The following is a 20,231-nucleotide window of genomic DNA, read 5'->3' as shown; positions in this document are numbered from 1 at the left end:
AGAACTCAAAGACACTGCGTTCATCCAGGATGCCCGCGTTATCGTTGACGTCCATCGCGAGCAAGAACTAGGCGTCCCCCTCGCTCCAACAACTTAGCCAGCGGGCCTTACAGAACGTCGAGCAGCTCGACGTCGAACACCAGAACGCTATGCGGCGCAATGCTGCCAACGCCTTGTGCGCCGTAAGCCAGTTCACTTGGCACGTACAGACGCCATTTACTACCGGCGTTCATCAGTTGCAGAGCTTCGGTCCAGCCGGCAATCACGCCACCGACCGGGAATTCTGCAGGCTGGCCACGCTCGTAGGAGCTGTCGAACACAGTGCCGTCGATCAGGGTGCCGTGGTAGTGGGTACGCACTTGATCTTCACGGGTTGGCTTGGCGCCGTCACCCGCAGTCAATACTTCAAACTGCAGACCGGAAGCCAGAGTGGTGATGCCATCACGCTTGGCATTTTCAGCCAGGAAGGCCAGGCCTTCGCCCGCTGCAGCTTCAGCCTTGGCGGCCGCTTCGGCTTGCATGATGTCGCGGATGACCTTGAAGCTGTCAGCCATTTGCTCTTGGTCCACACGGCTTGGTTTGCCAGCGAACGCATCGGTCAGGCCAGCCAGGATCGCGTCCAGGCTCACGCCCGGCGGCGGGTTGTCGCGCAGTTGGTCGCCCAACTGACGGCCAATGCCGTAGCTCACGCGGGTTTCGTCGGTGGACAGATTGACTTCAGACATGGAACTGCTCCGCTGTAGGAAGGCACTGGAAACACTACAGAACTGCAGCGTTTCCCGTGTCATCCGAACTAAAAGGGCGAGCAGACTAGCATAGAAAACCGGGGTTTGATGAGCCCCAGGCCCTGCCTGCTGCTCATCACGCTATCAGTCAGCCAATCAGTGCTTGGTCACCTTATCCAGGTAGCCCATGGCACACGCCGAGACCACAAAGGTCATGTGAATGATCACGTACCACTTCAGATGCTCGGGATCGATATTCTTGGCGTCCATGAACACCCGCAGCAAGTGAATCGACGAAATCGCTACGATGGAAGCGGCCACTTTCATCTTCAGCGAGGAGGAGTCCATGGTGCCCAGCCAGTTGAGCTTGCCCTTGTCGTCGTCGATGTCCAGCTGGGCGACGAAGTTCTCGTAGCCGGAGATCATCACCATCACCAGCAAGCCGCCAACCAGTGCCATGTCGATCAACGACAGCAGCACCAGGATCAAATCGGACTCGGTCATGGCGAAGACACTGGGGAGAACGTGAACCACTTCCTGGAAAAATTTCAGCGCCAGCGCCAGCAACCCAAGGGACAAGCCGAAATAGATCGGTGCCAACAGCCAGCGTGAGGCGTACATTGCATTTCCGATAAAACGTTCCATTGAATCTCACACAGCTTGGCTAAAAATGGCGGCGAGTATATCAGCCACATGCAAAGGCCAGAACCACTGAGAAAACTGACCGGCACGGCATCTGTCAAAGAGTTTTTCTGCTAGTGTCGGGTTCATCAACTCGGCTCGATGATGTCGGACAGGAAAACTGAAGATAATGGATGTGCGATCCCCTTTGGCCAGCCTTGGCCTATGTGTGGCGTTGCTGGCTGGCAGCGGCTGTTCCCCCAGCGACGAACACAAGCAAACCAGCCTCGAAGAGAAAACCGCCAAGTTCGAGCAATCCCTGGACACCATCCAAGACCCCAGGCTCAAGGATGCCGTGGCCGACCTTGGTGGCTCCCTGCTACTGCTGGAGCGCGCCAGCATCAAGCTCAGCACCAAGCCCATCGAAGCCGAGTACGTCGAAGACACCCTGGCGCTGCTCAAGCACTACCCAACGCCACAAGCCTTGGTGGACACCTACATCAACGGTCTGTTTGTCCTGCGCAAAAACTCCCACTCGGACTATCTGACGGACCTGCAGCCGGTGTTCCCGTTCAACTTCAACGGCACCGACCAGTTCCCCTTTCCCCATGGCCTGGAATGGCAGTCGGTGACGCTGAGCAACAACAAGACCGTCCCCTTCCAGCCGGAATGGTCGGAAACCGACCCCGGTATCCAGTTGAGCCCCTCCAGCTCCAACCTGACCAACCCGGACGACTTGACGGTCACGTACCCCTTCATCGAAGGCATCGAGACCGAGAACAAAATCCAGCCGCAACCCGTCACCCTCAAAGGCCAGGTTGAAGTCATCGCACCACGCAAGGTCTTCACCTTTGACTTGACTAAACAAGACGTCGGCCACAAACGCAGTGAAGAAAACGTCACCGTCACGCTGCTGACCCTGGAAAAGAACTACGCCGAAATAGAACTGACCAACAATGCCCCCCTGGCGCCACAAGTCGCTGACACGTCTCCCAACGCGCTGCTGGTGCAGGCCAGGGATACCACGGGGCAATTTCTATCCCGCGCAGGCTCGATCAACGAGAGCGCCGCTCAACTGGCGTTCTACGAGAAACAATTGGCCGAGATGCAGAAGCAGAAAGGCTGGTCCGACGCCTTTGAAAAGCAGTTGGAAGACGAGCAAAAAGCTTTCGAACACAAGCAGGCCAGCCATTACACCAAGGTGTACTTCAACGGCCTGATCGATAACCTGCAAGTCAGTGTCCTCGATTTTTCCGCCGCCACGGTGACCCGCAAAGACCTGGACCTGCCGATTCGGCGCTTCGACAAGAACAGCCTGGAAAAAACCGTACAACCTCTGCCGATGCCAGTGACGGTGTACGACGACCAGGCCACCGACTGGCTCAAGGGCGCCACACTTTCCGAAGACCAGCTCAAAAACAGCATCAGCATCAACCAGTCAGTCGACGATGCCAGTGCCGCACACATCGTGTTTGACCACCCCTACACCTTCAACGACGACCTGCTGGGCGAAGCCCGCAGTGGCGCCGATGCACCCGTGACATTCTTTACCGCCAATGAGGACGGCCAGCGCGGTGAGCCCATCGAGCTGCCTACCGAGGCATTTGACGTTGACTCAGGGCGCGGCGTCATTACCTACGATCTGAACCTGTTCCCCGAGAACCCAACGTTTGTCGTGGGTTCGATTCCGCTGTTCCTGGCAAACGTCGAAAAAGCCACCGTCGCCGCCAGCCAGCTTCCAAAGGGTCTGGTAATGCAGGGCAACGCCTTGATTGTCGACCAGCAGCTCTTTCCCTCCGACAGCTGGCGCTTCTTCGCCAAGGACGCCAGCGGACACTACTTGAAGGAAGTTCTCGGCGTCAGCCACCGCGCTGAGGAATACGGCACGGCGCTCTTTGATGTGCACTATTTTTATGGCCAGCCTACGCAGTTTGAAACCTACCAGCGCACCGAACTGAACACCGTGCAGTATGGGTTTGAGGTCAAGCTGAACAAGCCTGAGGCTGCGGTGCCTGCCAAGCCGTAAGCTCAGTGCTCAGGATGAAGTTGTATGTCTGTGAGCGCCCGCGACCGCCCGCCATTGAGCTGTCGCAGGTGGGCCTGCAGGTGCAGACACCAGATCTGCGGGTCATCGGCCAGTTGATAGCCGTGCAGCGTCAGGCTTTCAACAATCGACTCAAGGATGGTTTCGGCCACGAACGGCCCATGAAACGGGCCCTGGGCCTTGATGGTCGTGGGCTGCTCGCCGGTCATTCCAGCGGCAAATAGTAAGGTCCACATCCCGGTATCCCCCGCAAGAGGGCGAATGCTGCATTCGATTCGTGTGACCAGGCCCAGGCACTGGCGGGTGAGGCAAAGGCTGCGCGGCATGGCGGCGACCCTCGGTAGATCCTGTGTTCAGCCTCCAGAAGACGAGACTGTCTCTATCCAGCGACTCCTGTGGATATCCCTTGAGCTGAGAATAGAAGAAAACCCGTACAAACCAAGGTTGCCGAGACCAACGGGCAATCGGCCCTGATTCAACGAGTCAAAATTGTGGCGGGGAAGCCCGGCTCCCCCGCCACAAACACAATCAGCTCGGTTTGGTTTCAACCAACGACTGCTGCGCCAATTCCTTCTCTGCTTCCTTGAGATCTTCCTCGCTGATCATCTCGGCAATCGCCCGCAAACGCTCGACCACTCGCGCATTGACGCTGCCTTCAGGGAATTGCCCCTCCGCATCCGGCTCACCGGCCGGCTCGCCCACCAGCAGGCTCAAGGCCTCGTCAGCCTGGCGCACCGCGTAGACATGGAACTGCCCCGCCCGCACAGCCTGCAATACCTTCTCGTCCAGCATCAGTGTCGCAACGTTGGCCTGGGGAATGATCGCCCCTTGCTCGCCAGTCAAGCCACGGGCTTCGCATAGACGGAAGAAACCTTCGATCTTCTCGTTGACTCCGCCCACCGCCTGTACTTCACCAAACTGGTTGATCGAGCCAGTGATGGCAAAACACTGCTTGAGCGGCGTCTTCGACAGCGCCGAGATCAAGGTGCAGGCCTCGCCCAGGGAGGCGCTGTCGCCGTCGACATAACCGTAGGACTGCTCCAGGGCGATGCTCGCGGAGATCGCCAACGGGAATTCCTGGGCATAACGGCTGCCCAGGTAACCAGTGAGGATCATCACGCCCTTGGAGTGAATCGGCTGACCGAGGTTGACCTCGCGCTCGATATCGACAATGCCACTGCCTCCCGGGTACACCGTCGCCGAGATCCGCGCCGGTACACCAAAGGCCGAATCACCGACTTCCAGCACGGTCAAGCCGTTGCACTTGCCGACAGAAGCGCCGGCAGTATCGATCAGGATGACTCCCGCCAGCATGTCGTCGAGAATCCGCGCCGAGACCCGCCCGGTGCGCGTGGCCTTGGCCTTGAGCGCGCGCTCGATATGGCCGGCATCGGTCATTTCATCGCCCGCCAGGTGACGAATGAAATCCGCCTCGCTGACCAACTGGAACAGATCGCCGATCCGCGCCGACAAACGCCCCTGATGTTCCGCCAGCCGCGCACTATGGGTGGCCAGACGCGCCACCGCATCCGACGTCAACGGCGCCATGCCTTCTTCCGAGGTGCGGGTTTTCAGCAACTGGGCGAACTGCTCCAGGCTTTCGTCGACCATCGGGATGTCTTCATCGAAGTCCACCAGCACCCGGAATATCTCCTGGAAGTCCGGGTCCAGGTCTTGCAGCGTGTAGTACAACTGCCGGGAGCCAATGATGACGACCTTGACCTGCAACGGGATCACTTGCGGGTTCAGGGTTACCGTGGCCAAGCGGCCCAACTCGCCCAGTGGCGATTCCATTTTCAACTTGCGCGATTGCAGGGCACGCTTGAGGGCGTCCCAGACAAACGGTTCGCTGAGCATTTTCTCTGCTTCCAGGATCAGGAAACCACCATTGGCGCGATGCAGTGCACCCGGCCTTAACTGCCGATAGGTGGTGTACAGCGCGCCCTGGTCGGTGCTGTATTCAATGCGACCGAACAGGTTGTCGTAGGTTGGATGAGGCTCGAACACCACCGGCGCACCACCGTTGGCCGGATGGCCGACCACCAGACTCGGGCAGTATTGCTCTTCCAGCAGCTTGCGGGCCTGGGCGTCGGTCTTTGCGTCGTCCACCAATTGCTCGACCACGGTTTTCAGCAGGTAGACCTGCATCGCTTGCAGGTAACCGCAGACGCCGGCGTTTTCCGCGTACTTCTCGGACAAAGGCGCCAACAATGGCTGCAAGGCCAGGGTGATGGTTTCTTCGTTGAAGTGGCGCATCTGGTTATTGGACTCGCGCTTCCACTGGGGCAGGCTGGCGAGTTCTTCGTTGAGGCGTTCTTCCAGTTCGGAAATATCAGTGTGGAAACGCTCGCGATCGGCTTCCGGCAACTGCGAGAACTCGGCCTCATCCAGGGCCTTGCCTTCGGCCATCGGCGTAAAGGCAATGTTGGTGCTGTCGCGGTACAGCGCCACGTCCTTTTCCAGGGCCAGACGTTCGATCACGTCCAGTGCGCGGTCATAGCGCTGATTGAAGGCCCGGTCGATAGCGCTTTTGCGCTGTTGATAAGTCGGGTGTTCAAAGACCGCCGGAAAGGTCGCCACCAGGTTATCAATCAGGCCGTTGATATCAATGATGAACGCCGCCGCGCCACCCGCAGGCAGCTCCAACGCGCGAGGTTCGCGGGGCTCGTCGAAGTTATTGACGTAGACCCAGTCTGCCGGGGTCTGCAGGCGTTTGCCTTCGGCCTTGAGGTAGCGTTTGACGAACGAAAAGCGGCCGGTTCCAGGCTCGCCCATGACAAATACGTTGTAACCGGGGCGTGGCATGGCCACGCCAAACTGCAAGGCTTCGACCGCACGTTCCTGGCCTAGCACACCGCGAAAGGGCTCCAAATCATTGGTGGTCGAGAAGCTGAACTGTTCAGCGGAGAAAGGGCGAGTCAGCGCTTCGGGCGCTAGACGCAAGCTGGCAGCAACAGGATCAGGCATTGGGCTTCCTTACATCAGGCGGGGCAATGGCGGCATTCTGGCGCCGTGCGTGGCTGGCTGGCAAGGCACGACTTAGGGAAAGCATAGACACTGGATCGGCCTTGCCAAAAAACCTCGGTGCTCTCAATTGTTTTACAAAAAGTCACGGAACCCTTGGATCGTGCCTAAACTCCAAACTGCGCGGGTTGGACTAATAACCGGCCCCTAGGGTGCTGTGAGGCACCTGAAACCCTTGTCCATTGGTTTGCACACTAAGAGAATAAAGCTATGAAACGGATCCTTCTCGGTACTCTCTTCACCGTCGTCTCCCTCAATGCAATGGCTGAAGCGCCAGGTGGCCCGAACTGCGGCTGGGGCAACCTGCTGTTCGAAGGCCAACGCGGTACTCCCGCTCACTTCCTGGCTTCCACCACCAACGGTACCTCCGGTAACGCCACCTTCGGCATGACCTCGGGCACCAACGGTTGCGCCACCAACAGCGCCCTGACTTACGGCGGCAAATCGTGGATTGCCATGAATGGCATGATGAACGAGCTGTCCGAAGACATGGCCAAAGGCAATGGCGAAGCGCTGACCACCTACGCCGTGGTACTGGGTGTTGCTCCAGAAGATCGTGAGCACTTTGCAGCTGTAACTCACGAACACTTCCAGCAGATCTTCAGCAAGGCTGACGTGACCGCAGAAGACGTGCACTCCAACACCATCGCGGTACTGAAAAGCGACACCCGTCTGGCGAAATACGCGACCCAGGCTTAATCTCGACCCACCCGCGCCTTTCGAGGCGCGGGTTTTATATTTTTGGACCTGCCCCTACTTTGGGTCTTTTTTATTTCGACTTAAGTTGCCCCTATGCTCAAACGCCTTGTTTGCCTGGCACTCTTCGCCTGCACCCCGCTGCATGCGGCACCGCACCTTGATGATCAACGTTTGCAGCAACTGGCCAACGACCCATTCTGGCTATCGCTGGGGCATTACGAAGCTGGCAAGCTAAAAGGCTGGCGCAGTTATGTCAGCGATCAGAAGTTTTTCCTCGCCGCCGACGGCGCCCATCACCCGGATGCAGAACTCAAGGCCACCGTACAGGCGCTCTACGCCCCGGCGACGGCAGGCGAAAAACACGCCCAATGCGTTTACCCGGCACGTACCCGCTGGCTCAAGGACCAGTTGCAGCTGACTGACTTGCCAACCATGGACTGCACAGAATTCAAGCAATGGTTCAAGGACGTCGCCCCCCACAGCGCGGTGATGATCTTCCCGGCAGCCTACCTCAACAGCCCGTCGTCAATGTTCGGCCACACCCTGCTGCGCATCGACCAAGCTGACGTACAAAGTAACAACACCGCCCTGCTCAGCTACGCGATCAACTTCGGCGCCTATATCGAAGGCTCGGACAACAGCATCCTCTATGCCTGGAAAGGCTTGATGGGCGGCTATCCTGGCCTCTTTGCCCTGGTGCCCTATCAGGAAAAACTCTCGGAATACCGTAGCCTTGAGAACCGCGACCTGTGGGAATACCGGCTGAACCTGACCCAGGTCGAGACCGAGCGCATGGTCGAGCACGTCTGGGAACTCAAGCAGATTCAGTTCGACTATTTCTTCTTCGACGAAAACTGCTCCTACCGCCTGCTGGAACTGCTGCAAGTGGCACGGCCGGGCCTGCGGCTGACCGAACAGTTCCCGCTGACAGCCATTCCCACCGACACGGTTAAAGCCGTGAAGGACGCCGGACTGGTGGAGAAAATCGACTACCGGCCCTCCCGCGAACGTGAACTGCTGGAGCGCGCCAAGCCCCTGGACGGCGATGAACAGCAGTGGGTGCTGAAAATCAGCGACGACCAGAAACAATTGCAGGACCCGACCTTCAAGGCCATCACCAAGGATCGCCAGGCGCTGATCATCGACGCAGCCTATCGTCTGGGCCGCTACCGCGCCAATGGCCTGGAGCGCGATACCGAGCGCTCCCAGCGCAGCTTCGAATTGCTGCGGGCAATCAACCAGAACCCGGCGCCGGACCTTAAAATCGAACGCCCCGGCCTGCCCGAAAACGGCCACGAATCCCGCACCTGGCAAGCCGGCATCGGCACCCGTGGCGACAAGGCCTTCGGCGAATACGGCCTGCGCATGGCCTACCACGACCTCAACGACAACGCCGAAGGCTTCCCCCTGGGTGCGCAGATTGAAATCCTGCAAATGAAACTGCGTCAGTACGAAGGCAATCACTGGCAGCTGCAGCAACTGGACCTGGCGACCATTCGCTCTCTAACCCCGCGCAACGAGCTGCTACAACCCTGGTCCTGGCAAGTCACCGGAGGCCTTGAGCGCGTGCCGGGCAAACATGACGACGAAACCCTGGTCAGCCACGTCAACGGCGGCGCCGGCGGCACCTGGCAACTGCGCGACGACATGCTCGGCTTCGCCCTCGGCACCGTGCGCGTGGAGCACAACAACGACTTCGACGAATTCATCTCTCCGGCTGCCGGATTCAATACCGGCGTACTCTGGAAAAATCCGCTGGGCAACCTCAGCCTGGAAGCCAAGGGCGACTTCTTCACCAACGGCGAAGTGCGGCGCAGTATCAGCCTGAATCAGCAGTGGGAATTATCCCGTAATCTGGGTTTGCGCTTGAGCGCGCAGCGGGAGTTCAGTCATCTGGCGACGCCAGTCAATGAGGTGATGCTTGAGGTGAAGTGGTATCACTATTGAGTGACGCCCGGCAGAACAACACTGCCCAAGTGTGGGGCTTGTGTGGGAGCCGGGCTTGCCCGCGATGCAGACGACTCGGTCTTTCAGTTAGACCACGGTGATGCTATCGCCTCATAGGTATCTACACATTTTGAAGGCAGGAACCGCCGCAGTTGTCGAGCCCGAGCGAGGCTACGTCGGCCGCACCACTGCTCTCAGATCAATTTCTCACAGTCCTTTCACATCCTTCCAACGAATCCCCTTCTAAACTTCCCTCAACAGCCGTTCAACGGCCAGGGAGTATGAGATGTGGCGGTTCGCAGTAGCGCTGGGCCTGTTGGTGTTGCTGACCGGTTGCCAGTCAACCCACGAGGATTTGCTGGCCAAGGGTTATCCACCCGCTTTTGCCGATGGTTTCGACGACGGTTGCAGCAGTGGCCGCCAGGCGGCTGGGGTGATCACCGGAGAGTTTCGCAAGAACGTCCCACGTTATCTAAAAGACCGGCCATACGCCGAAGGCTGGGACGACGGCTTCCGCCAGTGCAAGGCCATGCGCGAGAGCGAAGACCTCAATGACTATAAGGACCGCCACTGGAACGAGCGGGAACGGGCCTGGCAGCAGGAGAAGGACCGTGATGCGGCCAAGGCTTATCGCTCGCAATAGGTCGCTTTCAGACATCCATCGAAACTTAACCCCTGCGACCATGGCCCAAACTCCATAGCAGGAGAATCTCATGAGTCGAGCTTTCGTCAACGAAGACAGCGCCGCTGCCCAGGCCAGCCAACCGGTGGAACGCCAAGTCAGCGCGCAACCCAATCACCTCACTGCACAGGGGCTGGCGCAGTTGCAGGCCAAGGTTGCCTATTTACAGCACCAGTACAGTGAAGAGTCTGCCAAGGGCGAGCAAGCCGACAAACAGCGCCAGGCTGACCTTGAGCGGGATTTGCGTTATTTCAACCAGCGTCTGCAAAGCGCCCAGGTGGTAGCACCGGCGACCTCTACCGATAAAGTGCAGATCGGCAGTTGGGTAACCTTTGCCAATGAACAGGGTGTGGAGCAACGCATTCAGTTGGTCGGTGAGGATCAGGCCGATGCCAGCGTGGGCCTGATCAACTGGGGGTCGCCTCTGGGCCGGGCGTTGCTGGGTGCCCAGGTAGGCGACGAGGTGCTGTGGAAGCGCCCCGCCGGCGATCAGTTGATCGAGATCCTGCGCATCGAGCCCCAGGTTTAGACGATGCCCTGGGCCAGCATTGCATCGGCCACTTTGACAAAGCCGGCGATATTCGCGCCCTTGACGTAGTTGACCCGGCCATTCTCCTCGCCGTAGTGCACGCATGCGTGGTGGATCGACTGCATGATGTTGTGCAGCTTGCTGTCCACTTCGCCAGCGGTCCACAGCAGGCGCATGGCGTTCTGCGACATTTCCAGGCCGCTCACCGCTACGCCGCCAGCGTTGGAAGCCTTGCCTGGGGCGAACAGGACGCCTGCGTCGATAAAGATATCCACAGCGTCAAGAGTGGTGGGCATGTTGGCGCCTTCGGCCACGCACAGGCAGCCATTGCGCAACAGTGCGCGCGCGGCGTCGGCGTCCAGTTCGTTCTGGGTCGCGCATGGCAGGGCGATGTCGCAGGCCAGTTCCCACGGGGTCTTGCCCGCGCGAAATTCCAGGCCGAAGCGCCCGGCCAACTCGCTGATACGACCACGCTGGATGTTTTTCAGCTCCAGCAGCGCCGACCATTGCTCCTCGGTCAACCCGCTTTCGCAGTACAAGGTGCCTTCAGAGTCGGACAGGGAAATCACCTTGCCGCCCAGATCCATGACCTTGCGTGCCGCGTACTGGGCGACGTTGCCGGAGCCGGAGACCGCCACACGCTTGCCTTCGACGCGCTGGCCGTTGCGCTTGAGCATTTCTTCAGCGAAGTACACGCAGCCAAAGCCGGTGGCTTCCGGGCGGATCAGACTGCCACCGTAGCTCATGCCCTTGCCGGTCAGCACGGAGGTGAACTGGTTGCTCAGGCGTTTGTATTGGCCGAACAAAAAACCGATTTCCCGGGCGCCGACACCGATGTCGCCGGCCGGAACGTCCACGTCCGAGCCGATATGGCGGTACAGTTCGCTCATGAAGGCCTGGCAGAAACGCATGACCTCGGCGTCGCTCTTGCCCTTGGGATCAAAATCCGACCCGCCCTTGCCGCCGCCCATGGGCAGCGAGGTCAGGGAGTTCTTGAAGGTCTGTTCGAAGGCGAGGAATTTCAGCACGCCAAGGTTTACCGAAGGATGGAAGCGCAGGCCGCCCTTGTAGGGGCCGATGGCGCTGTTCATCTGGATGCGGAACCCGCGATTGACCTGGACCTTGCCGTGATCGTCGACCCAAGACACCCGAAACGTAATGGCGCGCTCCGGCTCGCAAATGCGCTCCAGGATGCCCGAGGTCAGGTAGTGGGGATTGGCTTCAAGAAACGGCCACAGGCTGCGCAGGACTTCTTCCACGGCCTGGTGGAATTCCGGCTGGTCAGGGTCGCGTTTCTTTAGACGGGAAAGGAAGGATTCAACGGATTCGATCATGAAAATTCTCGGCAAATTTAGTGTCGTTAACGGAGACTTGAGCCGGACTTTAACAACTCATGTCGCACCGCAACAGCGCAAAATGTCGCCTTTTTGAATTTAAATGGTGCGCTTGATATAAATAATCCAACTTTACAGGTTTGTTTGCACCTTAAGGGGGAGCGCAGCTCCAAGCATCGCACCAACAGACACCACCTCGTAGTGCACAAAAAAAAGCGGAGCCCGAAGGCTCCGCTTTTTCAAACCACCAGCCCGAATCAGACCAGTTTTTTGTGCCGTACACGATGCGGCTGGGCAGCCGCATCGCCGAGGCGTTTCTTGCGATCGGCTTCGTACTCGGTGTAGTTGCCTTCGAAGAACACGGCCTGGGAGTCGTCTTCGTACGCCAGGATATGAGTGGCCACACGGTCAAGGAACCACCGATCGTGAGAGATCACAATGGCGGCGCCCGGGAAGTCCAGCAGGGCTTCTTCCAGGGAGCGCAGGGTTTCCACGTCGAGATCGTTGGACGGTTCGTCGAGCAGCAGGACGTTGCCGCCCTCTTTCAAGGTCAGGGCCAGGTGCAAGCGACCGCGCTCACCACCGGACAGGTCCTTGACGAACTTCTGCTGGTCGCCGCCCTTGAAGTTGAAACGGCCCACATAGGTGCGCGACGGAATTTCATAGTTGCCGATGCGGATCTGGTCGGAACCGTCGGAAATCTGCTGGAACACAGTCTTGCTGCCGTCGAGGTCGTCGCGGCTCTGATCCACGCAGGCAAGCTGCACGGTTTCGCCGACTTCGATGGTGCCCGAATCCGGTTGCTCCTTGCCCATCAGCATGCGGAACAGGGTGGATTTACCCGCACCGTTACCGCCGATCACGCCGACGATGGCGCCCTTGGGCATGGAGAACGACAGGTTGTCGATCAGCACGCGATCGCCGTAGCCCTTGGAAACGTTCTTGAATTCGATAACCTTGTCACCCAGGCGCGGGCCGGCCGGGATGTAGATTTCGTTGGTTTCGCTGCGCTTCTGGAATTCCTGGGATTGCATTTCCTCGAAGCGTTGCAGACGGGCCTTGGATTTGGACTGACGCGCCTTGGCACCTTTTCGTACCCACTCCAGCTCGTCTTTCATGGCCTTTTCATGGGCCGACTGCTGCTTGGATTCGGCGGCCAGACGGTCGGACTTGGCTTCCAGCCAACCGGAGTAGTTGCCCTCGTAAGGGATACCGGCACCACGGTCGAGTTCCAGAATCCAACCGGCGACGTTGTCCAGGAAGTACCGGTCGTGCGTGATCGCAACCACGGTGCCCGGGAAGTCGTGGAGGAAGTGCTCCAGCCAGGCGACGGAATCGGCGTCCAAGTGGTTGGTGGGTTCGTCGAGCAGCAACATGTCGGGAGCCGACAGCAGCAAACGGCACAGGGCCACACGGCGTTTTTCACCACCGGACAGATGTTCGACCTTGGCGTCCCACGCCGGTAGGCGTAGCGCATCGGCGGCGACTTCCAGCTGGCGCTCCAGGTTGTGACCGTCACTGGCTTGCAGGATGGCTTCGAGCTTGGCCTGTTCGGCGGCCAGCTTGTCGAAGTCGGCATCCGGTTCAGCGTAGGCAGCGTAGACCTCGTCCAGGCGAGCCTGGGCGTTCTTGATCACACTGACCGCTTCCTCGACCACTTCACGCACGGTCTTGGTAGGGTCCAGGATGGGTTCCTGCGGCAGGTAGCCGATGTTCAGCTCGGGCATCGGACGGGCTTCACCGTCGAACTCGGTGTCGACGCCAGCCATGATTTTCAACAGCGTGGATTTACCCGAACCGTTGAGGCCGAGCACGCCGATCTTGGCGCCAGGGAAGAAGGACAGAGAAATGTTTTTCAGGATTTCCCGCTTCGGCGGAACAACTTTGCTCAGCCGATGCATGGTGAAGACGTATTGAGCCATGGTGAACCTAGCGTCAGTAACTGATGAATTAAGCGGGCGAAGCCCGTGCCAGGCCATGCGCGACGCGGGCCGTTGATGTTGATCAATGCCTGCGTACGGAAAAAGCCTGATTGTCTGGGGCTGGGACGCCCTCGCGTAACCGGCAAAGCTACCTGAATGCAGGTGGGCAGTCCAGCCAAGCGGGACTGGCACTTTGCCACAACACAAGGCATGCTAGCCGCCCTCCGGGCGTCCGGCTTATAGTGCACGTCGCGCGCCAGTCCAGCCAAACCGCAGGATCACAGCTTGTCCAACGTCACGCCGCCAACTCCCCTGCGCGCCGCTCATATAGCGCCGGGAGCGCCCCTGCACGGAACCCTCAAAGGCGCATTGGCGACGCTGGTCCTCGTGCTGCTCGCATTATTGTTCTGGCAACTGCTGGATCAATTGCAGCAGAACCAGAAGGACCAACAGCAGTACACCATCGACTACAGCGCGGACCTCGCCGAACAGATCAGCCTGAACATGGCCTTGAGCGCACAGATCGCCCTGAATCTGCTGCCGATCGTCGAGCCACCGCGCAACGATGAACAGCAACAAGCCTTGATGCGCACCCTGCAACGCTCGTTGCCGGAACTGCGCAGCGTCGCCCTGCTCGCCCCCAGCGGAGCGGTGATCAGTGACAGCGCCAAAGACAGCCAGGACAGCGCCTGGCTGATAGAACTGGTCAAGCGCAGCCATTCCCAGTCTTATTACTTGAGCAATAACAACGACGGCACAGTCATTTACCTGCTGCTGCATCAGCCCAGCGGCGGCGCCAAGATGTACTGGGCGTTGCGCCTGGCGCCTAACTACCTGGCCAACCTGACCCGCCAGGATGGCCAGGGCCAGCGGCCGATGTGGGTCATTGAAAACCGCCTGAACCACCGGGTGGTCAGCCGCGACAGCGGCATGACCGCCCAATGGGCGGCAGCGCTGACCCCGGACGAGCTGAACAAAAGCGTGCTGGTCACACCCTTGAGCAAAAGTGACTGGCAACTGCGCGGTCTGTTTGATCGCGTCGCCGTGCTGGAGCAACTGCTGCCGGCGTTTATCGGCAAATGCCTGCTGGGCCTGGCCTTCTCGCTGGTCCCGGTGATTGTCCTGCTGAACATGCGCCGCCGCCAGCGTCAGCTCCATGAAGGCCGCCGGCGCTACCAGGAAATTTTCGAAGGCACTGGCGTGGCCTTGTGCGTTCTTGATCTGTCCGGCTTGCGCGCGTTTTTCGACAAGGCCCACTTGCAGACCCGTGAACGACTGCAGGATTGGCTGCAAAACAGCCCGGAGCAACGCCAGCAACTGCTCAAGGAACTGCGCATCACCGAGGTCAACCAGGTTGCCGTGCGCCTGCTCAATGTGGCGTCCTGCGAACAAGCCTGGGACCGCCTGATCGACGGTTGCCCGCAGAACACCACTGCCATCGGCTATCAAGTGCTCGAAGCGGTGCTCACCCAGCAAAAGCAGCTTGAGCTAGAAATTCAGCTCAACGACGTCGAAGGTAACGAACAATATCTGTGGCTGGTCATGCGCCTGCCAGAAGAGCAGCACGACTATAAGGCGGTGATCCTCAGCATCAGCGACATCACCAGCCGCAAGCTGATCGAGTTGTCCCTGGTGGAGCGCGAAGGCTTCTGGTCGGACGTGGTGCGTACCGTGCCCGATCACCTCTATGTACAGGACGTGATCAGCCAGCGGATGATTTTCAGCAACCACCATCTGGGGCACACCCTGGGCTACAACAAGCCCGAGTTGCAGCAAATGGGCGAGTACTTCTGGGAGATCCTGTTGCACCCCGAAGACGCCGAGCGCTATCACGAACTACGCCAACAGCAGCGTGCCACAGGCTACCTGGCCCAACTGCAATGCCAGTTGCGCTTTCGCCACCGTAACAATCAATGGCGTCGGTTCGATATCCGCGAACAGGCCCTGGCGCGGGACAAGTCCGACCAGGTCACGCGGATCATCGGCGTGGCCAAGGACATTACCGATCAGATCGAAGCCAGCGAGTCCCTGCGTGACAGCGAACAGCGCTACCGCATGCTGGCGGAAAGCATCAGCGATGTGATTTTTTCCACCGACAGCAAACTGGCCCTCAACTACGTCAGCCCCTCGGTGAATGCGGTGCTGGGTTATGAGGTCGACTGGATCTTCAAGAACGGCTGGCAATCGACCATTGCCAACCCGCAACAGCTGACCGGCATCTACACCCTGGTGGAGAGGGTCAGCCGCGCCTTGGACAATCCCGAGACCCTGGCCCTGCTGCGCAACGAAGTGCAGACCCAACTGTTCCTGTTCGATTGCCTGCGGGCCGATGGGCGCAAGGTGCCAATCGAACTGCGGCTGGTACTGGTGTGGGATGAGCACGGCGCGTTCGAAGGCATTCTCGGTGTCGGTCGCGACATCAGCCAGCAACGCCGCGCCGAGAAAGACCTGCGCATGGCGGCCACGGTCTTTGAACACTCCACCTCGGCGATCCTGATTACCGACCCAGCCGGTTACATCGTGCAGGCCAACGAGGCGTTCAGCCGGGTCAGCGGTTATGCCGTGGCGGATGTCCTCGACCAGTTGCCGAACATGCTCACCGTCGACGAACAACAGGAAGCACACCTGCGTTACATACTCAAGCAGTTGCACCAGCACAGTACCTGGGAAGGTGAAGTGTGGCTCAAGCGCCGCAGCGGCGAGCACTACCCAGCATGGGTCGGCATCACCGCCGTGCTCGATGACGAGGGTGACCTGGCCAGCTACGTGTGTTTCTTCAGCGACATCAGTGAGCGCAAGGCCAGCGAACAGCGCATCCACCGCCTGGCCTACTACGACGCCCTGACACACCTGCCTAACCGCACGCTGTTCCAGGATCGCCTGCACACCGCGCTGCAGTCGGCAGAACGGCAGAAGTCGTGGGTGGTGCTGATGTTCCTCGACCTTGACCGCTTCAAACCGATCAACGATTCCCTGGGCCACGCCGCCGGCGACCGCATGCTCAAGGAAATGGCCACCCGCCTGCTGGGCTGCGTGGCTGAAGACGACACAGTCGCGCGCATGGGCGGCGACGAGTTCACCCTGTTGCTACAACCGCGAGTCAGTCGCGAGCTGGCGCTGAACCGGGCAATCCATGTGGCCGAACAGATCCTCGCCAGCCTGGTGAAGCCGTTCGTGCTGGAGGGCCGCGAGTTTTTCGTCACGGCCAGTATCGGCATCGCGTTGAGCCCTCAGGACGGCAATGAACTGAGCCAACTGATGAAAAACGCCGACACGGCGATGTATCACGCCAAGGAACGGGGCAAGAACAACTTCCAGTTCTACCAGGCCGATATGAACGCCAGTGCCCTGGAACGACTGGAACTGGAAAGCGACTTGCGCCACGCTCTGGAGCAGGATGAATTCGTGCTCTATTACCAACCGCAGTTCAGCGGCGATGGCAAACGTTTGACCGGCGCCGAAGCCCTGCTGCGCTGGCGCCATCCGCGACGCGGACTGGTACCACCGGGGGATTTCATTCCGGTGCTGGAGGAGTTGGGGTTGGTGGTGGATGTGGGCGACTGGGTGATCAGCGAAGCCTGTCGCCAACTCAAGACTTGGCACCAGAACAAGGTGCGGGTACCCAAGGTCTCGGTGAATATTTCCGCCCGGCAGTTCTCCGACGGCCAGTTGGGCACGCGTATCGCCACCATCCTCAAGGACACCGGCCTTCCGCCAGCGTGCCTGGAGCTGGAGTTGACCGAAAGTATCCTGATGCGTGAAGTCAACGAAGCCATGCAGATCCTCGCCAGCCTGAAAAATCTGGGCCTGAGTATCGCGGTGGATGACTTCGGCACCGGTTACTCTTCGTTGAACTACCTCAAACAATTCCCTATCGACGTGCTGAAAATCGACCGCACCTTCGTCGATGGCCTACCGTCGGGCGAGCAGGACGCACAGATCGCCCGAGCCATTATTGCCATGGCCCACAGCCTGAACCTGGCAGTGATCGCCGAGGGCGTGGAAACCCATGAGCAGCTGGACTTCCTGCGTGAGCATGGTTGCGATGAGGTGCAGGGTTATCTGTTCGGCCGGCCGATGCCGGCGAATCGGTTCGAGGCGCAATTCAGCAATGATGCGCTGTTTGTGTTCGATTGATCTGAGGGGCCGAGTGGCCGGAAAAGAGAGAGTCGTCCATCCCCAGATGAACACCACTTGTCCGCGACATGATGTCCTTTCATATGCCATCTAAAACCCATTGGGTTAGAATGCTCTCCTTTTCTGCCCCCCGATCCATGAGGACCGCCATGTTCAGCCGTGATTTGACTATTGCCAAGTACGACGCCGATCTCTTTGCCGCCATGGAGCAAGAAGCTGTGCGCCAGGAAGAGCACATTGAGCTGATCGCTTCGGAAAACTACACCAGCCCCGCGGTCATGGAGGCTCAAGGTTCGGTTCTGACCAACAAGTACGCCGAAGGTTATCCGGGCAAGCGTTACTACGGCGGCTGCGAATTCGTCGACGTGGTTGAGCAACTGGCCATCGACCGCGCCAAGGAACTGTTCGGCGCCGATTACGCCAACGTCCAGCCCCACGCTGGCTCCCAAGCCAACAGCGCCGTTTACCTGGCCCTGCTGCAAGCGGGCGACACCATCCTGGGCATGAGCCTGGCCCACGGCGGTCACCTGACCCACGGCGCCAGCGTTTCCTCCTCTGGCAAGCTGTACAACGCCGTTCAATATGGCATCGACACCAACGGCCTGATCGACTACGACGAAGTCGAGCGCCTGGCGGTCGAGCACAAGCCAAAAATGATCGTGGCCGGTTTCTCTGCCTACTCGCAGATCCTCGATTTCCCACGCTTCCGTGAAATCGCCGACAAGGTTGGCGCTTACCTGTTCGTCGACATGGCCCACGTGGCCGGTCTGGTCGCCGCTGGCGTCTACCCGAACCCGGTGCCTTTCGCTGACGTGGTGACCACCACCACCCACAAGACCCTGCGCGGTCCACGTGGCGGCCTGATTCTGGCTCGCGCCAACGCCGACATCGAGAAGAAGCTGAACTCCGCCGTATTCCCAGGCTCTCAGGGCGGCCCGCTGGAACACGTGATCGCGGCCAAGGCGATCTGCTTCAAGGAAGCACTGCAGCCTGAGTTCAAGACCTACCAGCAACAAGTGGTGAAAAACGCCAAGGCCATGGCCGGCGTGTTCATCGAGCGTGGTTTTGACGTGGTCTCCGGCGGTACTGAGAACCACCTGTTCCTGCTGTCGCTGATCAAGCAGGACATCTCCGGTAAAGACGCTGACGCCGCACTGGGCAAGGCTTTCATTACCGTGAACAAGAACTCGGTGCCAAACGACCCACGTTCGCCGTTCGTCACCTCGGGCCTGCGCTTCGGCACCCCAGCGGTGACCACTCGTGGCTTCAAAGAGGCTGAGTGCAAGGAACTGGCTGGCTGGATCTGCGACATCCTGGCGGACCTTTCCAACGCAGCAGTGATTGATTCTGTTCGTGAGAAGGTCAAGGCCATCTGCAAGAAGCTGCCGGTATACGGCGCTTGATTGCAGTTGCTTGATTGAAAAGCCCACTGTAGGAGCGAGCTTGCTCGCGAAAAACGCCAACGATAACGCGTGCATCCTGGATGCACGCGGTGCCTATGAGTTCTTCGCGAGCAAGCTCGCTCCTACAAGTGGGCTTTTTTATGCCTGATAGATTCGCTGGAAACCCGCGCGAATCTTCTCTTCCGGCAATTCGTCGGCAATAAACACAATCACACTTTCTCGCGCTTCGCCTTCAGCCCACTCGGTGTCCCAGTCGAACCCGTAGAGCTTCAGCACGCCCTGAAAAACCATGCGCCGTTCTTCCCCGGCGATGTTCAGCACGCCCTTGTAGCGCAGCAACTGCTTGCCGTGGTCTTCCAACAGCTCGTTCATGAACTCGCTGAGCTTATCGATATCCAGCGGCTGGTCGGTGCGTAGCACCAGGCTGGAGATTCGATCGATGGAGGGTGCCTTGCTCACTGGCCGCAAACTCATGCCGGCGTTGAGATTGAAACCACGCACATCCAACAATTCAGCCAGGTCGATCTTGCCGTGTTCCACGACGCGGATTGGCGCGCGGCGGTTGATGCGAGTCAGACGTTCGCTGAGGGCCTCGAAGGTGGCGTCGTCCACCAGGTCGCGCTTGCTCACCAGTAGGCGATCAGCAAAACCGATCTGCGCCTGGGCGATGGTTTGGGTGAGATGGTGCTCGGCGTGGGCCGCGTCCACCAGGGTGATGATGCCGTCGAGGATGTAGCGCTCGCGCAGTTCTTCATCGATGAAAAAGGTCTGGGCCACGGGTGCTGGATCGGCCAGGCCGGTGCATTCGATCACCAGCCGATCGAAGGCGATCTCGCCGCTGTCCAGGCGTTCGAGCAACAGGTAGAGGGCCTTGGTCAGGTCGGTGTGGATGGTGCAGCACACGCAGCCGTTGGACAGGGTCATGACTTGCACCGGCTCGCTGCCCAATAGCTGGGTGTCGATACCGGCGTCACTGAATTCGTTTTCGATCACGGCGATTTTCAAGCCGTGTTCGGCCTTGAGCAGGTGGCGCAACAAGGTGGTTTTGCCAGCGCCGAGAAAGCCGCTGAGGATGGTGACGGGGATGGGAGAGGACAAAACGCGATTCTCCTTCAATACACAGCAATAAAAATGGGAGCCCATATACAGGGGCTCCCACCGGAA

The 20,231-nt window shown here is 59.3% G+C and carries 14 protein-coding genes; 7 read left to right on the top strand and 7 right to left on the bottom strand.

Annotated features, from left to right (window positions below; genetic code table 11):
- Positions 1–107 precede the first annotated feature (107 nt).
- Positions 108–725, bottom strand: coding sequence for an FKBP-type peptidyl-prolyl cis-trans isomerase (locus ACZRKZ_RS09745; RefSeq protein ID WP_463967265.1), 618 nt, complete (start codon positions 723–725; stop codon positions 108–110).
- 156 nt (positions 726–881) lie between these two features.
- Positions 882–1,370 (bottom strand): TIGR00645 family protein, encoded by a 489-nt coding sequence (locus ACZRKZ_RS09740; protein ID WP_133099989.1) that lies wholly within the window; start codon positions 1,368–1,370, stop codon positions 882–884.
- A 166-nt stretch (positions 1,371–1,536) separates the two neighbouring features.
- Between ACZRKZ_RS09740 and ACZRKZ_RS09735 the strand changes: the two genes are divergently transcribed.
- On the top strand, positions 1,537–3,372 hold the full coding sequence (locus ACZRKZ_RS09735) for a hypothetical protein (RefSeq protein WP_463981507.1): 1,836 nt from the start codon (positions 1,537–1,539) through the stop codon (positions 3,370–3,372).
- 2 nt (positions 3,373–3,374) lie between these two features.
- Here ACZRKZ_RS09735 and ACZRKZ_RS09730 read toward each other — a convergent pair whose 3' ends face one another.
- The gene (locus ACZRKZ_RS09730; protein ID WP_133099991.1) at positions 3,375–3,716 is read right to left on the bottom strand and encodes a PA4575 family protein; all 342 of its coding nucleotides are present in this window, start codon (positions 3,714–3,716) and stop codon (positions 3,375–3,377) included.
- Between the two features lie 202 nt (positions 3,717–3,918).
- Positions 3,919–6,357 (bottom strand): Lon protease family protein, encoded by a 2,439-nt coding sequence (locus tag ACZRKZ_RS09725; RefSeq protein WP_463981506.1) that lies wholly within the window; start codon positions 6,355–6,357, stop codon positions 3,919–3,921.
- 267 nt (positions 6,358–6,624) lie between these two features.
- On the opposite strand from ACZRKZ_RS09725, the gene ACZRKZ_RS09720 reads away from it, so the two are divergent.
- The 4 genes from ACZRKZ_RS09720 (at position 6,625) to ACZRKZ_RS09705 (ending at position 10,271) form a co-directional block, all read left to right on the top strand.
- Complete coding sequence (locus ACZRKZ_RS09720) at positions 6,625–7,113, top strand: DUF3015 domain-containing protein (RefSeq protein WP_133099993.1); 489 nt, start codon at positions 6,625–6,627, stop codon at positions 7,111–7,113.
- Between the two features lie 93 nt (positions 7,114–7,206).
- Entirely contained in the window at positions 7,207–9,060 is a 1,854-nt protein-coding gene (locus ACZRKZ_RS09715; RefSeq protein WP_463967269.1) for an Lnb N-terminal periplasmic domain-containing protein, read from the top strand.
- Between the two features lie 286 nt (positions 9,061–9,346).
- On the top strand, positions 9,347–9,703 hold the full coding sequence (locus ACZRKZ_RS09710) for a hypothetical protein (protein ID WP_463981505.1): 357 nt from the start codon (positions 9,347–9,349) through the stop codon (positions 9,701–9,703).
- A 70-nt stretch (positions 9,704–9,773) separates the two neighbouring features.
- Complete coding sequence (locus ACZRKZ_RS09705) at positions 9,774–10,271, top strand: GreA/GreB family elongation factor (protein ID WP_463967271.1); 498 nt, start codon at positions 9,774–9,776, stop codon at positions 10,269–10,271.
- Here the strand turns inward: ACZRKZ_RS09705 and gdhA are convergent.
- Both gdhA and ettA read right to left on the bottom strand, forming a co-directional pair.
- Positions 10,268–11,605 (bottom strand): NADP-specific glutamate dehydrogenase, encoded by a 1,338-nt coding sequence (gene gdhA / locus ACZRKZ_RS09700; RefSeq protein WP_463981504.1) that lies wholly within the window; start codon positions 11,603–11,605, stop codon positions 10,268–10,270. The two genes, ACZRKZ_RS09705 and gdhA, sit on opposite strands and share 4 nt — an antisense overlap.
- A 257-nt stretch (positions 11,606–11,862) precedes the next feature.
- Positions 11,863–13,527 carry an energy-dependent translational throttle protein EttA gene (gene ettA, locus ACZRKZ_RS09695; protein WP_463967273.1) on the bottom strand — a complete coding sequence of 555 codons (1,665 nt, stop codon included), beginning with the start codon at positions 13,525–13,527 and terminating at the stop codon, positions 11,863–11,865.
- A 285-nt stretch (positions 13,528–13,812) separates the two neighbouring features.
- On the opposite strand from ettA, the gene ACZRKZ_RS09690 reads away from it, so the two are divergent.
- Both ACZRKZ_RS09690 and glyA read left to right on the top strand, forming a co-directional pair.
- Positions 13,813–17,664 carry a bifunctional diguanylate cyclase/phosphodiesterase gene (locus ACZRKZ_RS09690; protein ID WP_463981503.1) on the top strand — a complete coding sequence of 1,284 codons (3,852 nt, stop codon included), beginning with the start codon at positions 13,813–13,815 and terminating at the stop codon, positions 17,662–17,664.
- 149 nt (positions 17,665–17,813) lie between these two features.
- Positions 17,814–19,067 carry a serine hydroxymethyltransferase gene (glyA, locus tag ACZRKZ_RS09685; RefSeq protein WP_463981502.1) on the top strand — a complete coding sequence of 418 codons (1,254 nt, stop codon included), beginning with the start codon at positions 17,814–17,816 and terminating at the stop codon, positions 19,065–19,067.
- A 138-nt stretch (positions 19,068–19,205) separates the two neighbouring features.
- Here glyA and yjiA read toward each other — a convergent pair whose 3' ends face one another.
- A complete protein-coding gene (yjiA, locus tag ACZRKZ_RS09680; RefSeq protein ID WP_463981501.1) occupies positions 19,206–20,210 on the bottom strand; it encodes a GTPase in 1,005 nt (334 codons plus the stop codon).
- Between the last annotated feature and the right edge of the window lie 21 nt (positions 20,211–20,231).

This window comes from Pseudomonas sp. c313 (genome assembly GCF_055407145.1).
This window is presented reverse-complemented; position numbering and strand designations above follow the sequence as displayed.

Excerpts from the sequence above, each read along its gene's own strand:
- ACZRKZ_RS09745 (WP_463967265.1), bottom strand. The coding sequence starts at position 725 with ATGTCTGAAGTCAATCTGTCCACCGACGAAACCCGCGTGAGCTACGGC.
- ACZRKZ_RS09740 (WP_133099989.1), bottom strand. The coding sequence starts at position 1,370 with ATGGAACGTTTTATCGGAAATGCAATGTACGCCTCACGCTGGCTGTTG.
- ACZRKZ_RS09735 (WP_463981507.1), top strand. The coding sequence starts at position 1,537 with ATGGATGTGCGATCCCCTTTGGCCAGCCTTGGCCTATGTGTGGCGTTG.
- ACZRKZ_RS09730 (WP_133099991.1), bottom strand. The coding sequence starts at position 3,716 with ATGCCGCGCAGCCTTTGCCTCACCCGCCAGTGCCTGGGCCTGGTCACA.
- ACZRKZ_RS09725 (WP_463981506.1), bottom strand. The coding sequence starts at position 6,357 with ATGCCTGATCCTGTTGCTGCCAGCTTGCGTCTAGCGCCCGAAGCGCTG.
- ACZRKZ_RS09720 (WP_133099993.1), top strand. The coding sequence starts at position 6,625 with ATGAAACGGATCCTTCTCGGTACTCTCTTCACCGTCGTCTCCCTCAAT.
- ACZRKZ_RS09715 (WP_463967269.1), top strand. The coding sequence starts at position 7,207 with ATGCTCAAACGCCTTGTTTGCCTGGCACTCTTCGCCTGCACCCCGCTG.
- ACZRKZ_RS09710 (WP_463981505.1), top strand. The coding sequence starts at position 9,347 with ATGTGGCGGTTCGCAGTAGCGCTGGGCCTGTTGGTGTTGCTGACCGGT.
- ACZRKZ_RS09705 (WP_463967271.1), top strand. The coding sequence starts at position 9,774 with ATGAGTCGAGCTTTCGTCAACGAAGACAGCGCCGCTGCCCAGGCCAGC.
- gdhA (WP_463981504.1), bottom strand. The coding sequence starts at position 11,605 with ATGATCGAATCCGTTGAATCCTTCCTTTCCCGTCTAAAGAAACGCGAC.
- ettA (WP_463967273.1), bottom strand. The coding sequence starts at position 13,527 with ATGGCTCAATACGTCTTCACCATGCATCGGCTGAGCAAAGTTGTTCCG.
- glyA (WP_463981502.1), top strand. The coding sequence starts at position 17,814 with ATGTTCAGCCGTGATTTGACTATTGCCAAGTACGACGCCGATCTCTTT.
- yjiA (WP_463981501.1), bottom strand. The coding sequence starts at position 20,210 with ATGGGCTCCCATTTTTATTGCTGTGTATTGAAGGAGAATCGCGTTTTG.